This is a genomic window from Sphingobium sp. VMM (assembly GCF_056790315.1).
On sequence record NZ_JBXGSI010000011.1, the window covers coordinates 61,833 to 79,311 of the forward strand.

Here is a 17,479-nt window from a genome sequence, read left to right on the forward strand (position 1 = left end):
GTAGCGACGTGCTCGAAGTCTTCACCGTCGGCGGGGGCGAGTATCTCGTCAACACCTTCAATGCCGTCGCTGCCTGGGCCGGGGGAGGGGGCTATCGCTCCCTCCTGCGCGTCGTGATGGTGATGGGCCTGATCTACTCCCTGCTCGTCGTCGCCTTCACCCTCAACTTCCGCGCTTGGATGAACTGGTTTCTGCAGGCGACCGGGATCTACCTGTGCCTCATGGTGCCGACGATCGACGTGAAGGTCACGGATCGCATCAATCCCAGCCTGGCGCCGGCGACGGTGGCGAACGTGCCGCTCGGGCTCGGCGTGCTGGCGAGCTTCACGACGCAGATCGGCGACTGGCTGACGCGAACGGCCGAGACGGTCTTCGTCATGCCGGGAGAGCTGAATTACACGACCAACGGCATGGTCTATGGCGCGCGGCTGTTCGACGCGACGCGCAACTTCGTGATCCGCGATGCGGAGTTCTCGACCAACCTCGAGAACCATTTCAAGAACTGCCTTTTCGGCGACGTGATGCTCTATCAGAAGTCGCTTACCAATCTCGCCAAGGCCACCGACCTATGGGCCGCGATCGGGCCGGGCTCGGAGGCGCGGTCGCAGGAGTGGCTGGAGCGACAGGGCGATGGCACGGTCCAGAACTTCATCGTCACCTGTCGGCAGGCCTATGACACGCTGAACGGTCAGTGGACCGGCATGATCGAGGCGAATGCCGAGCCCTGGGCGAAGGAGGTCTATCCCAAGCTGAGCAATGCCGTCGCGGCCGCGAAACTGAAGCACGACGTCCCGATCGTGAACCAGGCCTTCACAGGGTCGGGCAACGACTTCACCGGCGTCATGCGACAGAACACGGCGATCAACGCCTTCATGCAGGCGCGAGACTCGATGGCGGGCGGGAGCGGGGCGGCGGCGATCGACACGTTCGCGCAGACGCGTGCCGACATACAGGCGCGCAACACCTACAACTCCATCGCACAGCAGGCGATGGCATGGGTGCCGATCTTGAACATCGTGCTGACCGTCGTCTTCTTCGCGATGTTCCCGGTGATTTTCCCGCTCTTCCTCTTGCCCCAGACGGGTCTCAGTACCTTGAAGGGCTACGCGATGGGGTTCTTCTATCTCGCGTCGTGGGGGCCGCTCTACGTCATCCTGCACATGATCTGCATGACCCGGGCCGAGAGCGCGGCGAACGGCGTTGCTACGGGGGGCATGTCGCTGGGCAGCTATGCCGGCATAGGCGCGGTGAACGGCGAGACGGCGACGATCGCCGGGTTCATGTTAATGAGCATCCCGTTCCTAGCGGCGGGTCTCGCGCGCGGAGCGATGTCGATCGCGGGACAGGCCACGTCGATGTTGGCGCCGGCGCAGAACGCGGCCGAGGCTGCGGCGCTGGAACAGACCACCGGCAACTACTCCTACGGCAACGTGAGCTGGGCCAATTCGACGTCGAACATGCGGCAGGCCGATCAGTGGTCGACCGCGCCGAGCTTCATGGGAGGCGCCGCCAGCGTCGGGTGGCGGCAAGACAACGGCGCGATGATCAACGGGTTCGGGAACGGCCAGGACGTCTTCGACACCAGCGGCGCGATCTCGCGCCTCGGGTTCACGCCGACGATGTCGACCGGCACCGTGGCCGAGTGGCGGCAGATGGCGAGCGAGGCGCACCGCCAGTCTCAAGCCTTCGACAATGCGGCGCAGGAGATGATCACCTGGACGAAGACCGATCGCAGCGGGACCACCACGTCGAGCGAGCGGTCCTCCGGTTGGGACTCGAGCAGCGGTCGATCGTCGAACACCTCTATCGAGCAGTTCGACCGCACGACGGGCAGCAGCTCGCAGGGAACCGAGGATCGCTCTTCGATCGGTCTGAGCCAGCGTGTCTCTGACGGCCACGACCGCAACGCTGGGACTGTCGACCAGGTCGGCGGGCGCTTGGATGCGGGCATCGGTGGGAATCGCGGTGGTTCTGGTGGTGGTGGACGCTCTGGTGGGCGTGGTGGTGCCTTGGGGCGTGTTTTGGGCGCGCTCCCCGGTGCCGGGATCTCGGTAAGCAAAACCGGATCGCAGCAGGATACCCTCCGGCATGGTACTGACAACACGCGTTCTTCGGATAGCTCTAGCGCATCCACTAGCGGAGTTCGAGACGAGCATTCAAACGGCACCGGCGCTACATCATCGGATGGCACTTATGACCGTTCGGGCAACTTTAGCAGAGCGTCGACGTCGTCCAGCTCGTCGATGTCGCACGAACAGGCTCTCGCTCGCGCTCGCTCGTACACCGAAACGGCGCGGAAGCTCGAGGAGCTCTCGCAGCAGCTCTCGCGTGATGCCAGCTATGCCGAGACCCACGGCATGCAGCTCAGCGAGAATATGAGTCAGGATCTTGCTCAATGGTATCGTGCGCAGCAGGCCACCAACCCAGGTCTCGACGCTCCTGAACTTTGGGCCACTGATCTCACCGATCATCAGCGGTCGGTCCGACAGGAGATGATCACGCGTTGGATGCGCGAAAAGCAGGACGGGATCCGTGCGGAAATCGCCGGCAATCTACAGGAGCCTGATCTTGTCCAGGTTCATCGGCCGGGGGTCGATAGCGCGGGTGATGTCGCTGGGTCGTACCGCCCGCATGGTGTTTCGGGCATCCCGTCGGGACCCAGTGGTGGCGATCCGCGGGCCGCTCAGTCGATCATCGAAGCGGGCGGCGAACGCCTAGAGGGTGATCGCGCGGCAGCGCAGGCTTCGCGTACCAGCGCCGTTCAAGGCTCTGTTGACGTCCAGTCGGAGGTCAACCGCGACCACAATCGCGGCTTCTTCAATGATCCGAAGCTACGGGAGTGATCGCGGTGCTAGATGGCAAGCGTCATGTACGCGCCGAGCGCGAGGACGATCAGCACACCGATGACCTGACCGATAACGGTGCCGGCGGTGATAGGCACGTCGCACTCGTTCCTTGCAGGCGCCTCTTCGATGAGGAGAAGAGGCCCCGACGGACGGTCCTGAGTGACCAGCAAGGTATGCGTGTCCAGCATGTGAGAAACCTCCGAACCTTTCCAACATACAAGGTTCGAGGTTTGTTCACAAGCAAAGGAGGGAGCAGCTAGATGGCGACGCGGCAACCCCGGCGAGAGGGTCGGAAAAGTCCGCTTGATGAGCTGAACCTCGCGGACACGGCGGTGTTCGGCTTCTCGTGGATGCTGGTGATGGCGGTCGGCCTGATGCCGATCGTGGACGCGAGCCTCAAGCGTTCGCCCTCGATCTCCATGCCGGTGACGATCGCGTTCTTCGTCGCCGTCGCGAGCGGGATCGCGCTCCGCCGGCGCTATAGCTGGATGGGCCTCGTTCTCCACATATTCGGTCAGATCGTCATCTGGCTGTCGATCTTCTGCATGTCGCTCGCGATCGCGCTGTACGCGGCAGGGTAGGTTAAGCCTTCATGCTTGGCGCATGTGGGTCGTATGTGAACTGTTAGCTATCGTATCGTAGGTTCGACAGGCGCCGGCTGAGAGGAGGCTAGTATAACGACCTATCCCGGCGACCAGGCCGATTGCTGGCAAATCCTCGATCTCGCGCATGAGTATCGGCGAAGTTGCAGTCACCTGATGGCTTGTGATCGTGCCCGCGGTCCGCACTGCCTCGCTCCCGCGCGACTGCTGGCGATCCACGCAATTGAGCTTTACCTAAACGCTTTGCTACTCGGTTGCGGCGATACCGCCCGTGATGTGCGCGGATTACAGCACGATCTTGCCCGTCGCACTGAGCGGGCGCAGGAGCTCGGCTTGTCTTTAAGGGCTAAGACAGCCACGCACCTCGATTCGCTTGCCTCGACGCGGGAATATTTGACGGCACGGTATGGGCCGGAAATGAGCGCGACGTGGTCACAGCTCAACCGCCTGACTGCTTCTCTCGAGGAAGTTGGCAAGAAGGTGACGCTTATTCTGGATCAACGGCGTGCTACCCTCCACACCAATGGCTCCTCGCCCGTGCAGCAGTCAGCAATTGCGATGGCTAGTCGTCTCGATCGACCGGCCGTCCAATAGCGGCAGCAAGCATTGTGTCTCGCACCTGGCGGAACAGGCCGGCAGGGATGAAACCGTAGCTGACCTCCGGCTCGCGGCCGCGGATCGGGCGGATGTCATAGCCGGGCCAGGCGAAGCGGTTCCATTCGTCGCAGATGATCCACGACCGCTCGGCCGAGAGACCCAGCTGCTCGCGCACGATCTTGGGCACCTCGATCGCCGGCTGTCCGCGACGGGGCGGCTTGGTCGTCATCGGCACGACATGCACCTGGTCGAGCCCGTCGACGCTCTGCGTCACCAGTACGACGGCGACCGGACGGTCCTTGACGCCCTCGTCTCTGCCTTCGCGGTACTCGGTTTCCCAGAGATAGCTGTAGTTGAGAACTTGGCCGGGCTTAGGCGCGCCCGAGCCGGGCTTCTGCTTCTTCGCACTCGGGCGCGGGCTCGACGGCCCGGAGCGCTTCGAGGGTATCGTCATCCAGATCCTCCACGCGGCCGGCGACCCGCTCACGGCGGCGCAGGCGCTCATATTCATCGACGGGGACCATGACGAAGCGGACGCGGCCGTTCCGGCTAACGCCGACGGGACGGATCATTGCCTCGTCGGAATATCGACCAAACTGCTTCTGCAGCTCGCCGGACGGAACGACTTCCATGTTCTTCGCCATGAGCTTGTGCTCCAGTGCGTCTCTCGGTTTCAGCGTCGGATCGGTTTTCGGTGCGTGAGCGGTTTTCAGCGTGTCGGGATCTGGTCGGTTGAGCGGTCTGGATCGGTTTCGCGGTTTTCGTCGGAGCACGCGGGCTCTCGCGAGCCTGCAACCGGGAAAGTAGGGATAATCCGGGAAACCGTCAACACGCGGTGAACTCGGACAATCCGGCTCACCTAAATAGCGATAACACTGATTCCTGCTAAAAACGTGCCGGGGACGGGGGTGTGTAGGTGTAAGTTTTGCGGAATAACGGACGCAATCGGCACTCCAGCAGCCTCTGAAAAGAGTGGATCTGCGCCCAAAACAGTGGACGTCAGGCCCCCTGTTCGGCCCGCATCCCGTCTAACTGGGCCCATCGCACCCAAAAGCACGAATGTGCGGCTACTCCGCCAGCGGCCGTACGTTGGTGATGGTAATGCCGACACCCGCGCTCGCCAGCGGGCCGTCCGTCGTGAACATCTCCGCTTGCAGGTCGATTGCCCACGCAAGGCACGCTCAGTCACCAAGCGAAAGATCAAGCGCCTTCGTCGACGGCCGGAGGTCGCCTGCTATAAGTGCCTGGGCAAGAGAGCGGCCGGACATCAATGTGCAGCCCGCCATGCGCCTCACGCACTTCGTCAAGCGGCAATTCTCGGTCTCGAAGCTTGGAGGAGACCTCAGCGAGGTTCGTCGTTCCGATGATACTGCGAGGCAGGACGTCGACTACCCGATCCGCTCCGTGATCGTCGTTCAGCAGGCAGAGCAGGGCGGAGCCGTCGAGTACGATCTTGCTACTTACGCTCCGCCTCACGCCGGCGCTCCACGATCAGTTCGTCAGCCAAGCCGACGTCTTCGGACACATACTTGCTCAGGATCGCGCGAAGCAGGGCATCTCCACGCGTTTGGTGATCAGAGCTCGTTCATATCCAGGACCCATAGCTACTTAGGCTCGGCGCGCTGAGCTAGGCTCCACAGGATCGGCTCTTGCGAACCCGGGGCCCATTGCCGCAGCCATGGCTCACAAGGGTGTATCCTGCGTAGCCATGATGTAAGCCCGGAAAGGGGCGGTAGGTCTCGACCAGCTATTGCCGGTCCGGTCAGGCCATGGGAACGACCGGTAATTCCGAAAGCGGCCATAATAGCACCGATGGCTGGCAACACGTTCGTTTGTGGGAAGGGTCGCGCGGCCTATAGAGACACGGCTCGTGACTGATGCAGGGGATGATGGGGATACGAGTTCCAGACTATCCAACCGCCGATGCCGCGAGCTACGCGGAGGTCGACCAGTATTTGGCAAACTTGCTCGCACCCGAGGACGGTCATCTACGGTCCGCGTTAATTGACAACGCGGAGAATGACCTACCGGCACACGACGTGTCAGCGACGCAGGGGAAAATGCTCGCACTTTACGCTCATATGGTTGGCGCGACACGCATCCTAGAGATTGGGACGCTTGGGGCATACGGCACTATTTGGATGGCGCGTGCCCTGCCGACCGGCGGCAAAGTCGTGACAATCGAGTATAACGAAAAACATGCAGCTACAGCCCGACGAAACATCGATCGTGCGGGGTTGAGCCAGTCCATTGATCTTCATGTCGGCAAGGCACTCGACGTTCTACCGACATTGGCAGGCCCGTTCGATCTGATATTCATCGACGCCGACAAACCTAACAATCCGCATTATATCCGATGGGCACTGAAACTCTCTCGCCCTGGAACGGTCATCATCGGCGACTGTCCGCCGTCAGCACCAATGGCACAGATTTGAGGTTGTGATTTAAGGAGGATCTGGGCTTCGTCGTAGTGACGAAGGAACGAAGATGAAGCCCAGATCCTCCAATGTAAAATCGCCCGCCAAGGCCCCAGCAGAGCGGGTAGTGAAGGACATCCGCCGACAGACCCGGCGCCACTTTTCGGCCGAGGACAAGATCCGCATCGTGCTGGATGGCCTGCGCGGGGAAGACAGCATCGCCGAGCTATGCCGCAAGGAAGGCATTGCCCAGAGCCTGTATTACACCTGGTCGAAGGAGTTCATGGAAGCTGGCAAGCGCCGCCTGGCCGGCGACACCGCCCGTGCCGCGACCACCGGAGAGGTCCAGGACCTGCGCCGCGAAGCCCGGGCCCTGAAGGAATGCGTGGCCGATCTGACACTGGAAAACCGTCTGCTCAAAAAAAGCATGGTCGCGGATGGGGGCAACGACGAATGAGATATCCCGCATCCGAGAAGCTCGAGATCATCAGAACCGTCGAGCAGTCGCACCTGTCGGCCAAGCGCACGCTGGACCAACTCGGCATCCCTCGTCGGACATTCTACCGCTGGTATGATCGCTACCTCGAAGGCGGGCCGGAGGCGTTGGAAGATCGGCCATCGGCGCCGAGCCGGGTGTGGAACCGCATCCCGGCGGGCATCCACGACCAGATCATCGAGCTGGCGCTGGAACAGTCTGAGCTGAGCCCCCGGGAACTGGCCGTGCGCTTCACCGATGGGCAGCGCTACTTCGTGTCGGAATCCACGGTTTACCGCCTGTTGAAGGCCCACGACCTGATCACCAGCCCGGCCTATGTCGTGATCAAGGCTGCCGATCAGTTCCACACGAAAACCACGCGGCCGAACGAGATGTGGCAGACCGACTTCACCTACTTCAAGATCATCGGGTGGGGCTGGATGTATCTGTCGACCGTGCTCGACGACTTCTCGCGCTACATCATCGCCTGGAAGCTGTGCACCAACATGCGAGCCGAGGACGTCACCGACACGCTGGACCTCGCCCTGGCGGCTTCTGGTTGCGACAGCGCCACGGTGCTGCACAAACCCCGGCTACTCAGCGATAATGGCCCCAGCTACATCGCGGGTGAGCTGGCGGAATACATCGAGGCCCGGAAGATGAGCCATGTCCGCGGCGCCCCGTGTCATCCCCAAACCCAGGGCAAGATCGAGCGCTGGCACCAGACCCTGAAAAACCGCATCTTGCTGGAAAACTACTTCCTGCCCGGCGACCTCGAAGCCCACATCGAGGCCTTCGTCGAGCACTACAATCACCAGCGATACCACGAGAGCCTGGCCAACGTGACGCCTGCCGACGCCTACTTCGGCAGGGCTCCGGCAATCATCAAACTGCGCGAAAGGATCAAGCGACAGACCATCGAACATCGGCGCTTGCAGCACCGCAAGTTCGCCGCCTAACATCAACCCCCTGACGAGGTCCGCACTCCGCTAATCTACGCCGCGAGTTGTGCCGAATGTTCTGACGACGGACAGGCCAGCCCCAGCCCCACAGGGTGGCTAAAGCCGCGTCCGTTACTGGCTGATGAGGTTCGGGTGCACGTCATACTGCTGCGCCAGCGCCGCCAGCGTCTTCTCTCCCTTCACAACAGCCAGCGCCATCTTGGCCTTGAACGCCGGGATATGGTTCCGGCGCGGTCGCTTGCTCATCATGCCTCCTGCTCGCATCCAGCATGGCCGCCGCTTCGGCCGGAGCGAGGCCATCCCGCGGCTGAACGCGCTGATTGTCGAGCTGAGGCGGCTATCCCTGACGGAGCCGGCGCCCGCCCGCTGAGGCGGGCCGTACACCCCGCGATCAAGAAACAGGCAGGGCCGGGGCGGGGTTCGCGGCTGGAGCCGCGCATCCGCCCATGCGCTCGCAGAAGCGCTTCTGCGTCACGGCGAAGACTCCCGGCACGACATCGGCGACGGCCTGGTTCAAAGCGGGGCGCATCAGCGTCCGCCCCTTCTCCAGCCACGCCCTTCCTGCGCTGCTTGCATAAAAGCCATTGATTCCCTTCAGTTCATCGATGGTGAACGCCGCTGCACAGCTTTCCTTCACTCGGCTGAGGACAGGCGCCTTGGCCGCCGTCATCGCTTCGGCAAGCGAGTCCCGGTACGCCTGGGCCACTTTCGTGTCGTCGGGGAAGGCTGTCGTGAGCGTCTGGAAGGAGTCATCGAGAGCCGTCTGGATGCTTTCGTCCATATCGCGCTCGAGGCCCGAAAGGGAGATAGAGCGGGAGCATAAGGCCTGCCGTTGAGGCAGGTCCGATGCCGTGGAAGTCGACCGGGCGACAGCATTGGACGGCACACACATCTGGACAAGGACGATCGCGGCCAATCCCAGTTTCAAACCCGACCGGCCCACCCGCGGCTTCTTCATTGTTCGACGGCTCATAGGATTCTCCTGCTATCGCGATTCCAGCCTTCACGCCCGTGCCGCCCGCGACGAGCGGCGGCTTCATCAGATGCGCCGGCTTCCCCGTCGACGCTTGCCGCGACGCCGCGGAAACGTCGCGCCCGTGGGAGCGTAGATCACCGCGATACAGAACAAGGCGAGAAAGACGAGCGCGACGACCATTGCGACGACCCAGAATTTCGGATCCTCGCGCGATACGAACCAGCCGGCTACGATCGCCGGGACCAGAAGAAAGAGTCTCGCCAACCACGCCATGATCGATCCTATCGTCCTTTCCGCGGCATCATTCCGCGTCGCCGCTCACCAGGGCCTGGTGGCAACATATCTGCGCATTTGATTTCATGCTTTGGGGGGCCGGCGGAAATGCGACGGCTCGACAGGCGTCGAACCCCGGGGTGCTGCGAATGAGAGGCCCTTCACGGCCGCACCTCGCCTCGATCCAGCCCGCGAAGTCGAAGCGCGAAGAACATGAGGAAGGCCCCGCGAGAGATGAAGCTGATCCCGACGATCGCCGCCAGCACCAGCAATGCGGTTGCCGGGCCCGCGAGCAGCAGCGCGATGCCCAGCAAGGCGTCAACGATGCCCGCAAAGGCCAGCCATCCACGATGGTGAGCAGACCGGATCGCGGCCGAGACCTCGAGAATCCCGGTCACCAGCAGCCACAGGCCCATCATCCAGACGATCGACACGGCGCCGGCGAAAGGATTTACCAGAACCAGCAAGCCGAATAGCAGCGACACCAGGCCGGCGACGACATCGAGCCAGTTGCTCCGCCAGCCACGTTTGGAGACGCCCGCGGCAATGCCGGCAATGCCGCCAGCGATCAGCGAAAATCCGAGGAGGAATCCGGTCGCAAGGCCTGTCGCGAGCGGCTCGACGATTGCAACGAAGCCAATGACGGCAAGCAGCACGCCGTAGGCAAGCACCCACCCCCAACCGTCCGCGGTGGGCCTTTGCGCCATTCGTTCAGAGCGAGCCATCCACGGAGTCTCCTGGCGGGCAAGAGGATGATCGGAAGCGCCGCCCTTAACATATCAAAACTGCACTGTATACTTAATCGGTCCTCCCTGTCAGACTTCGCATGGGAGTTCCTGATGCTGAAAGAGAGGGAACGCCGCCACATCGATCAAGCTGCGCCCCTCGCTGAACGCTCGCGCGAAGGGGCTCGGCCGGTTCTGAATGCGATCATCGAGGAGTGGTACATATGAAAGCTGTTCGTTTCGTCGAAGTCGGGCGCCCGGCCGAGATCGTCGACGTGCCGAAGCCGGTTCCGGGGCCGGGTCAGGTGCTGGTACGCATTGCCGGGGCGGGGGTGTGCCATTCCGATCTCCACGTCCTCGACGAAGGGATTGGCCTTTCCGGGCCCTTCACGCTGGGCCACGAGAATACTGGATGGATCGCCGCGCTGGGGGAGGGCGTCACCGGATGGAAGGAAGGCGACCCGGTCGCCATTTACGGGCCGTGGGGTTGCGGCGCCTGCCATAGCTGCCAGACCTCGGCGGAGAATTATTGCGAGCGCCACGCCAGCATTCCCGCCTTCGGCGGCGGCCTGGGCTCCGATGGCGGCATGGCCGAATATATGATCGTGCCGTCCGCGCGGCTGCTGGTGCCGCTCGGCGATCTCGATCCCGTCGCCACCGCCCCCCTCAGCGATGCCGCGCTGACGCCATATCATGCGATCAAGGCTGCGCTGCCGCTTCTCACGCCAGATGCTTCGGTGCTGGTAATCGGGGTTGGCGGGCTCGGTCACATGGCAGTGCAGATCCTGCGCGCACTTACTCCGGCTCGCCTGATCGCGGGCGACATCGATGATGCCAAGCTCGCCCATGCCCGCGAACTGGGCGCGGCTCACACGGTCAACACACGCGCGCAGACCGCTGCGGAGGAGATCCGCGATCTGGTCGGCCAGCGCGGCGTCACGGTGGCGCTCGACTTCGTCGGTGCGCAAGCGACGATCGATCTCGCCGCTGGCGTGGTCGGCCGCAACAGCCGGCTGGCGGTGGTCGGCCTGGGAGGCGGCACGCTGCACTACGCGGCCGACAGCCCGCCCTATGGCACGCAGGTATCGGTCCCCTATTGGGGCTCTCGCACTGAGTTGATGGAGGTGATCGCCCTGGCGCAGTCCGGCCGCATCAGGGCCAGCGTCGAGACATTCCCGCTCGAGCAGGCGAACGACGTCTATCAACGCTTGCGCGAGGGCAGGATCCAGGGCCGCGCTGTGCTGGTGCCTTGAAATTCGCCTGACGAAGCGATCAGGTGGGAAGCGGGACGCCCGGCATGATTGAGCTGAGGTCCGCCATCGCGCGCGCCTCGGCGAGCCCGTTCTCCAACGGCCATTCGCAATGACTGGAACTGTGATCAACGTCGCGGCTCCGGGGGCTGGATTGGTCTGCGCTGCCACGATGCAAAATTCGAGTATCTCGGCGGCATGAGCCGGGAGGGCCAACCGATGCCGCAGGATCCGTCGGTGGAAGGCGCGGAACAGGTTGCGGAGGCGTTTGGCGTCGAGATCTCGATCGGCCTCACGAGCGAGGAGGCGGCGCGGCGACGGGATCGACATGGACCGAACGAACTGCGCGCGGCGGCGGGCATCCCTTTGTGGCGCCGGGTCTTGGCGCAGTTCCGGGACCCCCTGGTTTATCTTTTGCTCGGCGCGGTCATCGTCGCGGTCACCGCCTGGCTGATCGGCGGACACCAGGGCTGGCCTGTCGATGCGATCGTCGTCGGCGCGGTCATCCTGCTCAACGCGGCGCTCGGATTCGCGCAGGAGACCAAGGCCGCGAGCGCGGTGGCGGCGCTCACGCGGATGACCCAAGTCACCTCATCGGTGCTGCGGGATGGCGTCCGGCGGCGGGTTCCGAGTGCCGATCTGGTGCCGGGCGACATCCTGCTCCTCGCCGAAGGCGATGCGGTCGGTGCGGACGCGCGGCTCCTCGCTGCGGCGGGGCTGCGCGTACAGGAAGCCTCGCTGACCGGCGAGAGCGAAGCCGCGGTGAAAGATCCGCAGCGCCTTCCAGGCCTTGCACCCCTCGCCGAACGCACATCGATGGTCTTCAAGGGCACAGCTGTCACGCAGGGGAGTGGCCGCGCGGTGGTCACCGCCATCGGCATGCACACCGAGATGGGCGCGATCGCCACCATGCTCGAAAGCACACGGGAAGAACCCACGCCCTTGCAAGCGGAGATGGCACGGATCGGAAGGACGCTGGGCATCGTCGTGGTGGCGATTGCCGTGATGGTGGTCGGCACCATCGTGGCCGTGGAGAAGGTCGAGAGCCTGGATGACCTAGTCCGCGTGCTGCTGCTGGGTGTCTCGCTCGCGGTTGCCGCTGTCCCGGAAGGACTCGCGGCGATCCTGTCGCTGGTGCTCGCGCTCGGGGTTCGACGGATGGCTGCCCGGAACGCCGTCGTGAAGAACCTATCCTCCGTGGAAGCGCTGGGCGCGGCAACGGTGATCTGCTCGGACAAGACGGGAACGCTGACACGCTCGGAGATGACGATCCAGCGGATTGTAACGGCGTCGGGCGGCAGTCATGTCACCGGCGTCGGCTATGCGCCTTGCGGGACACTCTCGACCGATGGCGGAGAGAGAGCCGGCGGAGCATTGAAGGCTGAGCATATCGTCGTCCTGAGCGGGGGCAGTCTCGCGGGGAACGCGGATCTGCGCCAGGCGCACGACGGAGCCTGGGAGATCGACGGGGATCCGACGGAGGCCGCGTTCCTGGTCGCGGAAAGGAAGCTGGGCTTCGATGCAAGGCGGCACGCCCGCTTCCAGCGGATTGCCGAGATTCCGTTCACCTCCGACCGGAAGATGATGTCCAGCCTTGAGCGCGACCTCGAACATGGAGGTGAACGGGTCGTTGTCACCAAGGGTGCGCCCGATGTGCTGATGGAGCGGTGCAGCCGTATACGGGTCGGCATGGACGTCCTGCCGTTCGATGAGGCGCGGCGGGCACAGGCGCTTGCCGATGTCGAGCAGCTTTCCAGCGAGGCGCTCAGGACCCTGGCGGTCGCCTATCGGCCGCTTGCCGGCGACGAGGAACCGACCTCCGGAGACGACCTCGAGCGGAACCTCATCTTCGTCGGGACCGTCGGCATCATCGACCCGCCGCGCGAGGAGGCCGCGGTCGCGATCGCCGAAGCGCACCGCGCCGGCATACGCGTCATGATGATCACCGGCGACCATCCGCGCACCGCTGCGCGGATCGCCGCTGACCTGGGGATCGTACAGCCGGGGGCGAGGGCATTGACCGGCGCCGATGTTGACGCGCTCGACGAAGCCGGCCTCACCGCTGCCGTGCGCGAGGCCGATGTCTACGCACGCGTGGCGCCGGTGCACAAGCTGCGCATCGTCGACGCGCTGCAGGCCGACGGCAATGTGGTCGCGATGACGGGGGATGGCGTGAACGATGCCCCGGCGCTGAAGTCGGCCGACATCGGCGTAGCTATGGGCATTACGGGAACGGAGGTGACGAAGGAGGCGGCCCGGATGATCCTCGCCGACGACAATTTTGCCACTATCGTCGCAGCGGTACGCGAGGGACGCGCCATATTCGACAATATCCGCAAGTTCCTGCGCTATCTGCTGTCCTCCAACCTGGGCGAGGTGCTGACCGTCTTTTTCGGTGTGGTCGGCGCACGCGTGATCGGCCTGGACGCCGCCGGTGGAGAAGGTCTCGTGCTGCCCCTGCTGGCGACCCAGATCCTCTGGATCAACCTCATCACCGATTCCGGGCCGGCACTGGCCCTGGGCATCGATCCGGAAACCGAGGACGTGATGGCCCGGCCACCCCGCCGGACAGGCGACCGCGCGATCGATCGGGAGATGTGGCGCGGCGTTCTCGAGATGGGCCTGATCATGGCATCTGCCGCCCTGATCACCATCGATCTCTATCTGCCGGGCGGTCTGATCGAGGGAGCGTGCACACTCGATCAGGCGCGTACGGCCGGCTTCACGGTCTTGGTCTTCGCCCAGCTGTTCAACTGCTTCAACGCCCGCTCGGAAACGACAAGTGCGTTCCGACATCTCTTCGTCAATCGCTGGCTCTGGGCTGCCGTGGTGCTTTCCGCGCTGCTGCAGGTAGCGGTCGTCCAGCTCTCGCTGCTCAATGCTGCGTTCGGCACGAGCCCGTTATCGCCGGCCCAGTGGGGCGTCTGTCTTGCCATGGCCAGCAGCGTGCTCTGGGCCGCGGAAGCACGGAAATGGCTTCTGCGACGCGCGTCACGTTGACCAGGCCTGGGGACAGCGTGGGGCCGTATCACTGGTCGCCTCGCACCACGGAGAAGCGATACCATCGCCACGACGCAATCAAGTCACGATGCCATGCAAACTCCTGAGGAATGAACCTTGCCAAAGCACGGAAATATCTTGCGCACCTCTCGCTCACTCTCCCTGTGTGTGGCCGCGGTCTTCGGCTTGCTCACGATGTCCTGGGGTTCACCGGCACGCGCGCAGGCAAATGCTGGGACGGTAGAAAGCAAGCCGCCCGTAAGCGCGGACATATATGGTCGCTCTTCCCCGCGCGGCATGGCGAGTGGCCTGGTCAACGCGCTTGCCGCGCAGGATTACGCCAGAGCAAGCCAGTATTTCGACCTGTCTCATATCCCGTCGTCCAGGCACGCCGAGCGGGGAACCGAATATGCCCGGCGCCTCAAGGCCGCGCTCGATCGCGGCGGCACGCTCATGCAGCCTGTACAGCTTTCATCCGATCCCTCCGGGCGCATCGATGACCAGTTGCCTCCCGACGAGGAGCGGATCGGCGCTCTCCCGTCCAAGGATGGTGCCGAAGAGGTGCCGCTCATCGCCACGTCGCGTGTGCGCGAAGATCAAACGATCTGGCTGATCTCGCCTGAGAGCCTTGCCGCGCTTGCCCCCGCCGGCGCCGCGGGCACGGGGGACGCGCTCAGGGACAAGCTGCCAGCCCTGCTCAAGAAGACGAGCATCGCAGGCGCGCCATTGGCGGACTGGATCATCCTGCTCGGCACAGGGTTGATCATTTTCCTGGTCGTGCGGCTTGCCAGTTTTCTCGCATTATCGCTCCTGTGCCGTGTCCAGGAGGGAAGGGGCGCAACGCGCTCGGGCGACCTGTTCCGCGGGCGCCGCTCCCTTGAGCCTGTTCCTTTCGATGCTCCTGTTCCTTGGCGCGACGAGGACGATGGAAGTGGACATCGTCGCGCGGCAGTTGCTCAGCCGTGTCGCGGGCGCGTTGGCGTTCGTGGCGTTCGCCTGGTTTCTCTGGCGGCTCATCGATGCGGTCGCGGGCCTGATCTCGAGCCGCATGGAGCACAGCCAGCGCTACCGGGCACGGTCCATCCTTGTCTTCACGCGCCGCGCCCTCAAGGTGCTGCTCATCCTGTTCGGAGGCGTGCAGGCCCTGAACATCCTGGGCATCGATGTGACGACGGGCATCGCGGCGCTCGGGTTGGGCGGCCTCGCCATCGCTCTTGGAGCACAAAAGACGGTGGAGAACGTCGTCGGATCCATCTCCCTGGTCGCCGACGAACCGCTTCGGGTGGGCGATTTCTGCAAGGCTGGCGATGTCACCGGGACGGTTGAGGACATCGGTATCCGCTCCACCAGGATCCGCACCAACGACCGAACCCGCGTAACCATCCCAAACAGCAACCTTTCGGCGCTCGCTATCGAGAATTTCTCCGCGCGGGATCGCTATCTGTTCGCCCCCACGCTTCGCCTGGCGGCGGGGCTCGATGCCGATGGCGTGGAACGCGTACTCGACGCCATACGGGTGGCGCTGAAGGATGCCGAATATCTGTTCGAAGGCGCCCGCGCAAACTTCAAGGGATTCGGCGAATATTCTCTGGATATCGAGCTGTTCGGATGGATCAATGTTCCGGACGCCACGCAAGCGATCATTCTCCAAGAGAAGCTTCTCCTGGAAATCATGCGCTGCGTCGAAGGCGCTGGCGCATCCCTCGCCGTCCCCTCGTGCGTCCTCCACATCGTTGAGGAGGGCAAGCCGGCGGCGTTGGAGCCATGACAGCATGCTGCATTCCCTTTGGCCTCCAGGACTGCTCCTCTTGCCCGTTGCCGAACTGCGTTGCCGCCCTCGACGGGCGAGTGCAGTAGCCTTGCAATCACCTCAGTGCCGCTCTCCTGTCAGCCGCGAGCCATATGACAGAACCCGACAGGGTGGGAGTGTCTGATATCTTGTGGGTGAGGCCGGTTACTGTCATCCTATGACGAAGGGCTTACCGAAGATCACGCGGAATTGGCTCTTGGCTTCACCCCACTCGCGCGGTGGACGTTTCCATTCGTCCCTCGTGTGATTGAGCACGAGGCATAGCAGTTTCATCGCGGCATCGTCGCCGGGGAATGGCCCCGGGTCCGGACGGCGCGGCGACTGTTCAATAGCCGATGCTCAGGGCCGCCACCTTGCGATCCGCCATCGCCCTTGTCGCAAGCTTGCCGCCGATACAGGTTCACGCCCGTATTCATCAGGCCATCGACGCGATCGTCTTGCGAAACCGCCCGAGCGCGATCGCGAAGAAGGCGGCACCGATCACCGCGATCGCCAGAAATTGCGGCCAGACCACCGACAAGCCCGCGCCTCGGAACAGGATCGCCTGCCCCAATTCCACAAAATGCGTCGTTGGTGCCGCGAGCATGATGTTCTGTACCAGTTCGGGCATGCTTTCGCGCGGGGTGGTGCCCCCTGAAAGCATCTGGAGTGGCAGCAGCACGAGCACGGCGAGCATGCCGAATTGCGGCATGTTGCGCGCGATCGTGGCCATGAAGATACCGAGCGATGTCGTTGCGAACAGCACCAGCGCGGCGCCCGTGAAGAAGAGCGGAACAGAACCCGCGACCGGCACGTCCAGCGCGCCCCGCACGATGAGCGTGAGCGCCAGGAAGGCGGCGGCCAGCACCACCAGCCCCATCGCCCAGACCTTGCTCATCATGATCTCGAACGGCGTCACCGGCATCACCAGCAGATGTTCGATCGTGCCATGCTCGCGCTCGCGGATCAGGGCGGCGCCGGTCAATATGATCGAGAGCATCGCGATCATGTTGATGATCCGCGACAGCCCGCCGAACCAGCTCTTGTCGAGCGCGGGGTTGAAGCGCGCGCGCAGTTCGAGTTCCACCGGCAGTGCCGTCCTGCCGCGGTAGCGCTGGACGAAGGCGTTGGCCTCTCCCGCCACGATCTGCTGGATATAGCCGCTGCCCGAGAAGGCCTGCGTCATGCGCGTGGCATCGGTGTTGAGCTGGATCTCCGCCGGACGCCCCGCCAGCACGTCGCGCTGGAAACCGGACGGGATGTGCAGCACGAAGGTGTAGATCCCTGCGTCCATGCCGGCGTCGATCTGCGACGGGGCGATCATGACCGGCGTGTTGAACTGCGGCGGGTAGAAGGCGGAAAGGATACGCTGCGACAGCGGGGACTGGTCCTCGTCCACCACGGCGATGGCGGCGCGATTGAGCGTTTCGGGCGAGGCCGTGGCCGACATGTAGATGGCGACGGTGAAGCTGTACAGGATCAGCAGCAGCATCATCGGATCGCGGCGCAGGCTCCACAACTCCTTGACGCCCAGACGATAGATGTTCGCGATGGTCCGGCGCATCGC

14 protein-coding genes and 2 pseudogenes are annotated in these 17,479 nt (G+C 63.8%); 7 read left to right on the forward strand and 9 right to left on the reverse strand.

The window, feature by feature from the left end; translation table 11 throughout:
* Positions 1-8 precede the first annotated feature (8 nt).
* Positions 9-2,843, forward strand: coding sequence for a conjugal transfer protein TraG N-terminal domain-containing protein (locus ACUCV3_RS15530; protein ID WP_482240805.1), 2,835 nt, complete (start codon positions 9-11; stop codon positions 2,841-2,843).
* A gap of 8 nt (positions 2,844-2,851) precedes the next feature.
* On the opposite strand, the gene ACUCV3_RS15535 is transcribed toward ACUCV3_RS15530, so the two are convergent.
* A complete protein-coding gene (locus tag ACUCV3_RS15535) occupies positions 2,852-3,034 on the reverse strand; it encodes a hypothetical protein (protein WP_482240806.1) in 183 nt (60 codons plus the stop codon).
* Positions 3,035-3,106: 72 nt separating this feature from the next.
* Here ACUCV3_RS15535 and ACUCV3_RS15540 point away from each other — a divergent pair, with 72 nt between their 5' ends.
* Positions 3,107-3,427 (forward strand): hypothetical protein, encoded by a 321-nt coding sequence (locus ACUCV3_RS15540; protein WP_482240807.1) that lies wholly within the window; start codon positions 3,107-3,109, stop codon positions 3,425-3,427.
* A 583-nt stretch (positions 3,428-4,010) separates the two neighbouring features.
* Here ACUCV3_RS15540 and ACUCV3_RS15545 read toward each other — a convergent pair.
* Together ACUCV3_RS15545 and ACUCV3_RS15550 are read right to left on the reverse strand one after the other, a co-directional pair.
* Positions 4,011-4,499: a hypothetical protein gene (locus ACUCV3_RS15545; RefSeq protein WP_482240808.1), complete on the reverse strand. Its 489-nt coding sequence runs from the start codon at positions 4,497-4,499 to the stop codon at positions 4,011-4,013.
* Positions 4,417-4,689 (reverse strand): type II toxin-antitoxin system Phd/YefM family antitoxin, encoded by a 273-nt coding sequence (locus ACUCV3_RS15550; protein WP_482240809.1) that lies wholly within the window; start codon positions 4,687-4,689, stop codon positions 4,417-4,419. The genes ACUCV3_RS15545 and ACUCV3_RS15550 overlap by 83 nt, the downstream gene beginning before the upstream one ends.
* Before the next feature lie 1,233 nt (positions 4,690-5,922).
* On the opposite strand from ACUCV3_RS15550, the gene ACUCV3_RS15555 reads away from it, so the two are divergent.
* Both ACUCV3_RS15555 and ACUCV3_RS15560 read left to right on the forward strand, forming a co-directional pair.
* Entirely contained in the window at positions 5,923-6,480 is a 558-nt protein-coding gene (locus ACUCV3_RS15555) for an O-methyltransferase (RefSeq protein WP_482240810.1), read from the forward strand.
* A 52-nt stretch (positions 6,481-6,532) separates the two neighbouring features.
* Positions 6,533-7,896 (forward strand): IS3 family transposase gene (locus ACUCV3_RS15560; protein WP_373886176.1). Its coding sequence is split into 2 segments (ribosomal slippage): positions 6,533-6,880 and positions 6,883-7,896, totalling 1,362 coding nucleotides; the frame shifts between segments, so codons are not numbered across the junction.
* Between the two features lie 117 nt (positions 7,897-8,013).
* Here the strand turns inward: ACUCV3_RS15560 and ACUCV3_RS15565 are convergent.
* The 4 genes and pseudogenes from ACUCV3_RS15565 to ACUCV3_RS15580 form a co-directional block, all read right to left on the reverse strand.
* Positions 8,014-8,145: pseudogene (locus ACUCV3_RS15565) on the reverse strand (transposase); the annotation flags it as partial.
* 145 nt (positions 8,146-8,290) lie between these two features.
* On the reverse strand, positions 8,291-8,857 hold the full coding sequence (locus ACUCV3_RS15570; protein ID WP_294444505.1) for a DUF2059 domain-containing protein: 567 nt from the start codon (positions 8,855-8,857) through the stop codon (positions 8,291-8,293).
* An 81-nt stretch (positions 8,858-8,938) separates the two neighbouring features.
* The gene (locus ACUCV3_RS15575) at positions 8,939-9,148 is read right to left on the reverse strand and encodes a hypothetical protein (protein WP_294444506.1); all 210 of its coding nucleotides are present in this window, start codon (positions 9,146-9,148) and stop codon (positions 8,939-8,941) included.
* Between the two features lie 161 nt (positions 9,149-9,309).
* Positions 9,310-9,873 (reverse strand): HdeD family acid-resistance protein, encoded by a 564-nt coding sequence (locus tag ACUCV3_RS15580; RefSeq protein WP_294444507.1) that lies wholly within the window; start codon positions 9,871-9,873, stop codon positions 9,310-9,312.
* Positions 9,874-10,097: 224 nt separating this feature from the next.
* Here ACUCV3_RS15580 and ACUCV3_RS15585 point away from each other — a divergent pair, with 224 nt between their 5' ends.
* The 3 genes from ACUCV3_RS15585 (at position 10,098) to ACUCV3_RS15595 (ending at position 15,891) form a co-directional block, all read left to right on the forward strand.
* Entirely contained in the window at positions 10,098-11,126 is a 1,029-nt protein-coding gene (locus ACUCV3_RS15585) for an NAD(P)-dependent alcohol dehydrogenase (protein ID WP_294444508.1), read from the forward strand.
* A 216-nt stretch (positions 11,127-11,342) separates the two neighbouring features.
* Positions 11,343-14,123: a cation-translocating P-type ATPase gene (locus ACUCV3_RS15590; RefSeq protein WP_294444509.1), complete on the forward strand. Its 2,781-nt coding sequence runs from the start codon at positions 11,343-11,345 to the stop codon at positions 14,121-14,123.
* Between the two features lie 877 nt (positions 14,124-15,000).
* Positions 15,001-15,891, forward strand: a complete 891-nt coding sequence (locus ACUCV3_RS15595; protein ID WP_294444510.1) for a mechanosensitive ion channel family protein — start codon at positions 15,001-15,003, stop codon at positions 15,889-15,891.
* Positions 15,892-16,083: 192 nt separating this feature from the next.
* Here ACUCV3_RS15595 and ACUCV3_RS15600 read toward each other — a convergent pair.
* A pseudogene (locus ACUCV3_RS15600) lies at positions 16,084-16,262 on the reverse strand (transposase); the annotation flags it as partial.
* 86 nt (positions 16,263-16,348) lie between these two features.
* Entirely contained in the window at positions 16,349-17,476 is a 1,128-nt protein-coding gene (locus ACUCV3_RS15605; protein ID WP_482240811.1) for an ABC transporter permease, read from the reverse strand.
* Positions 17,477-17,479 lie beyond the last annotated feature (3 nt).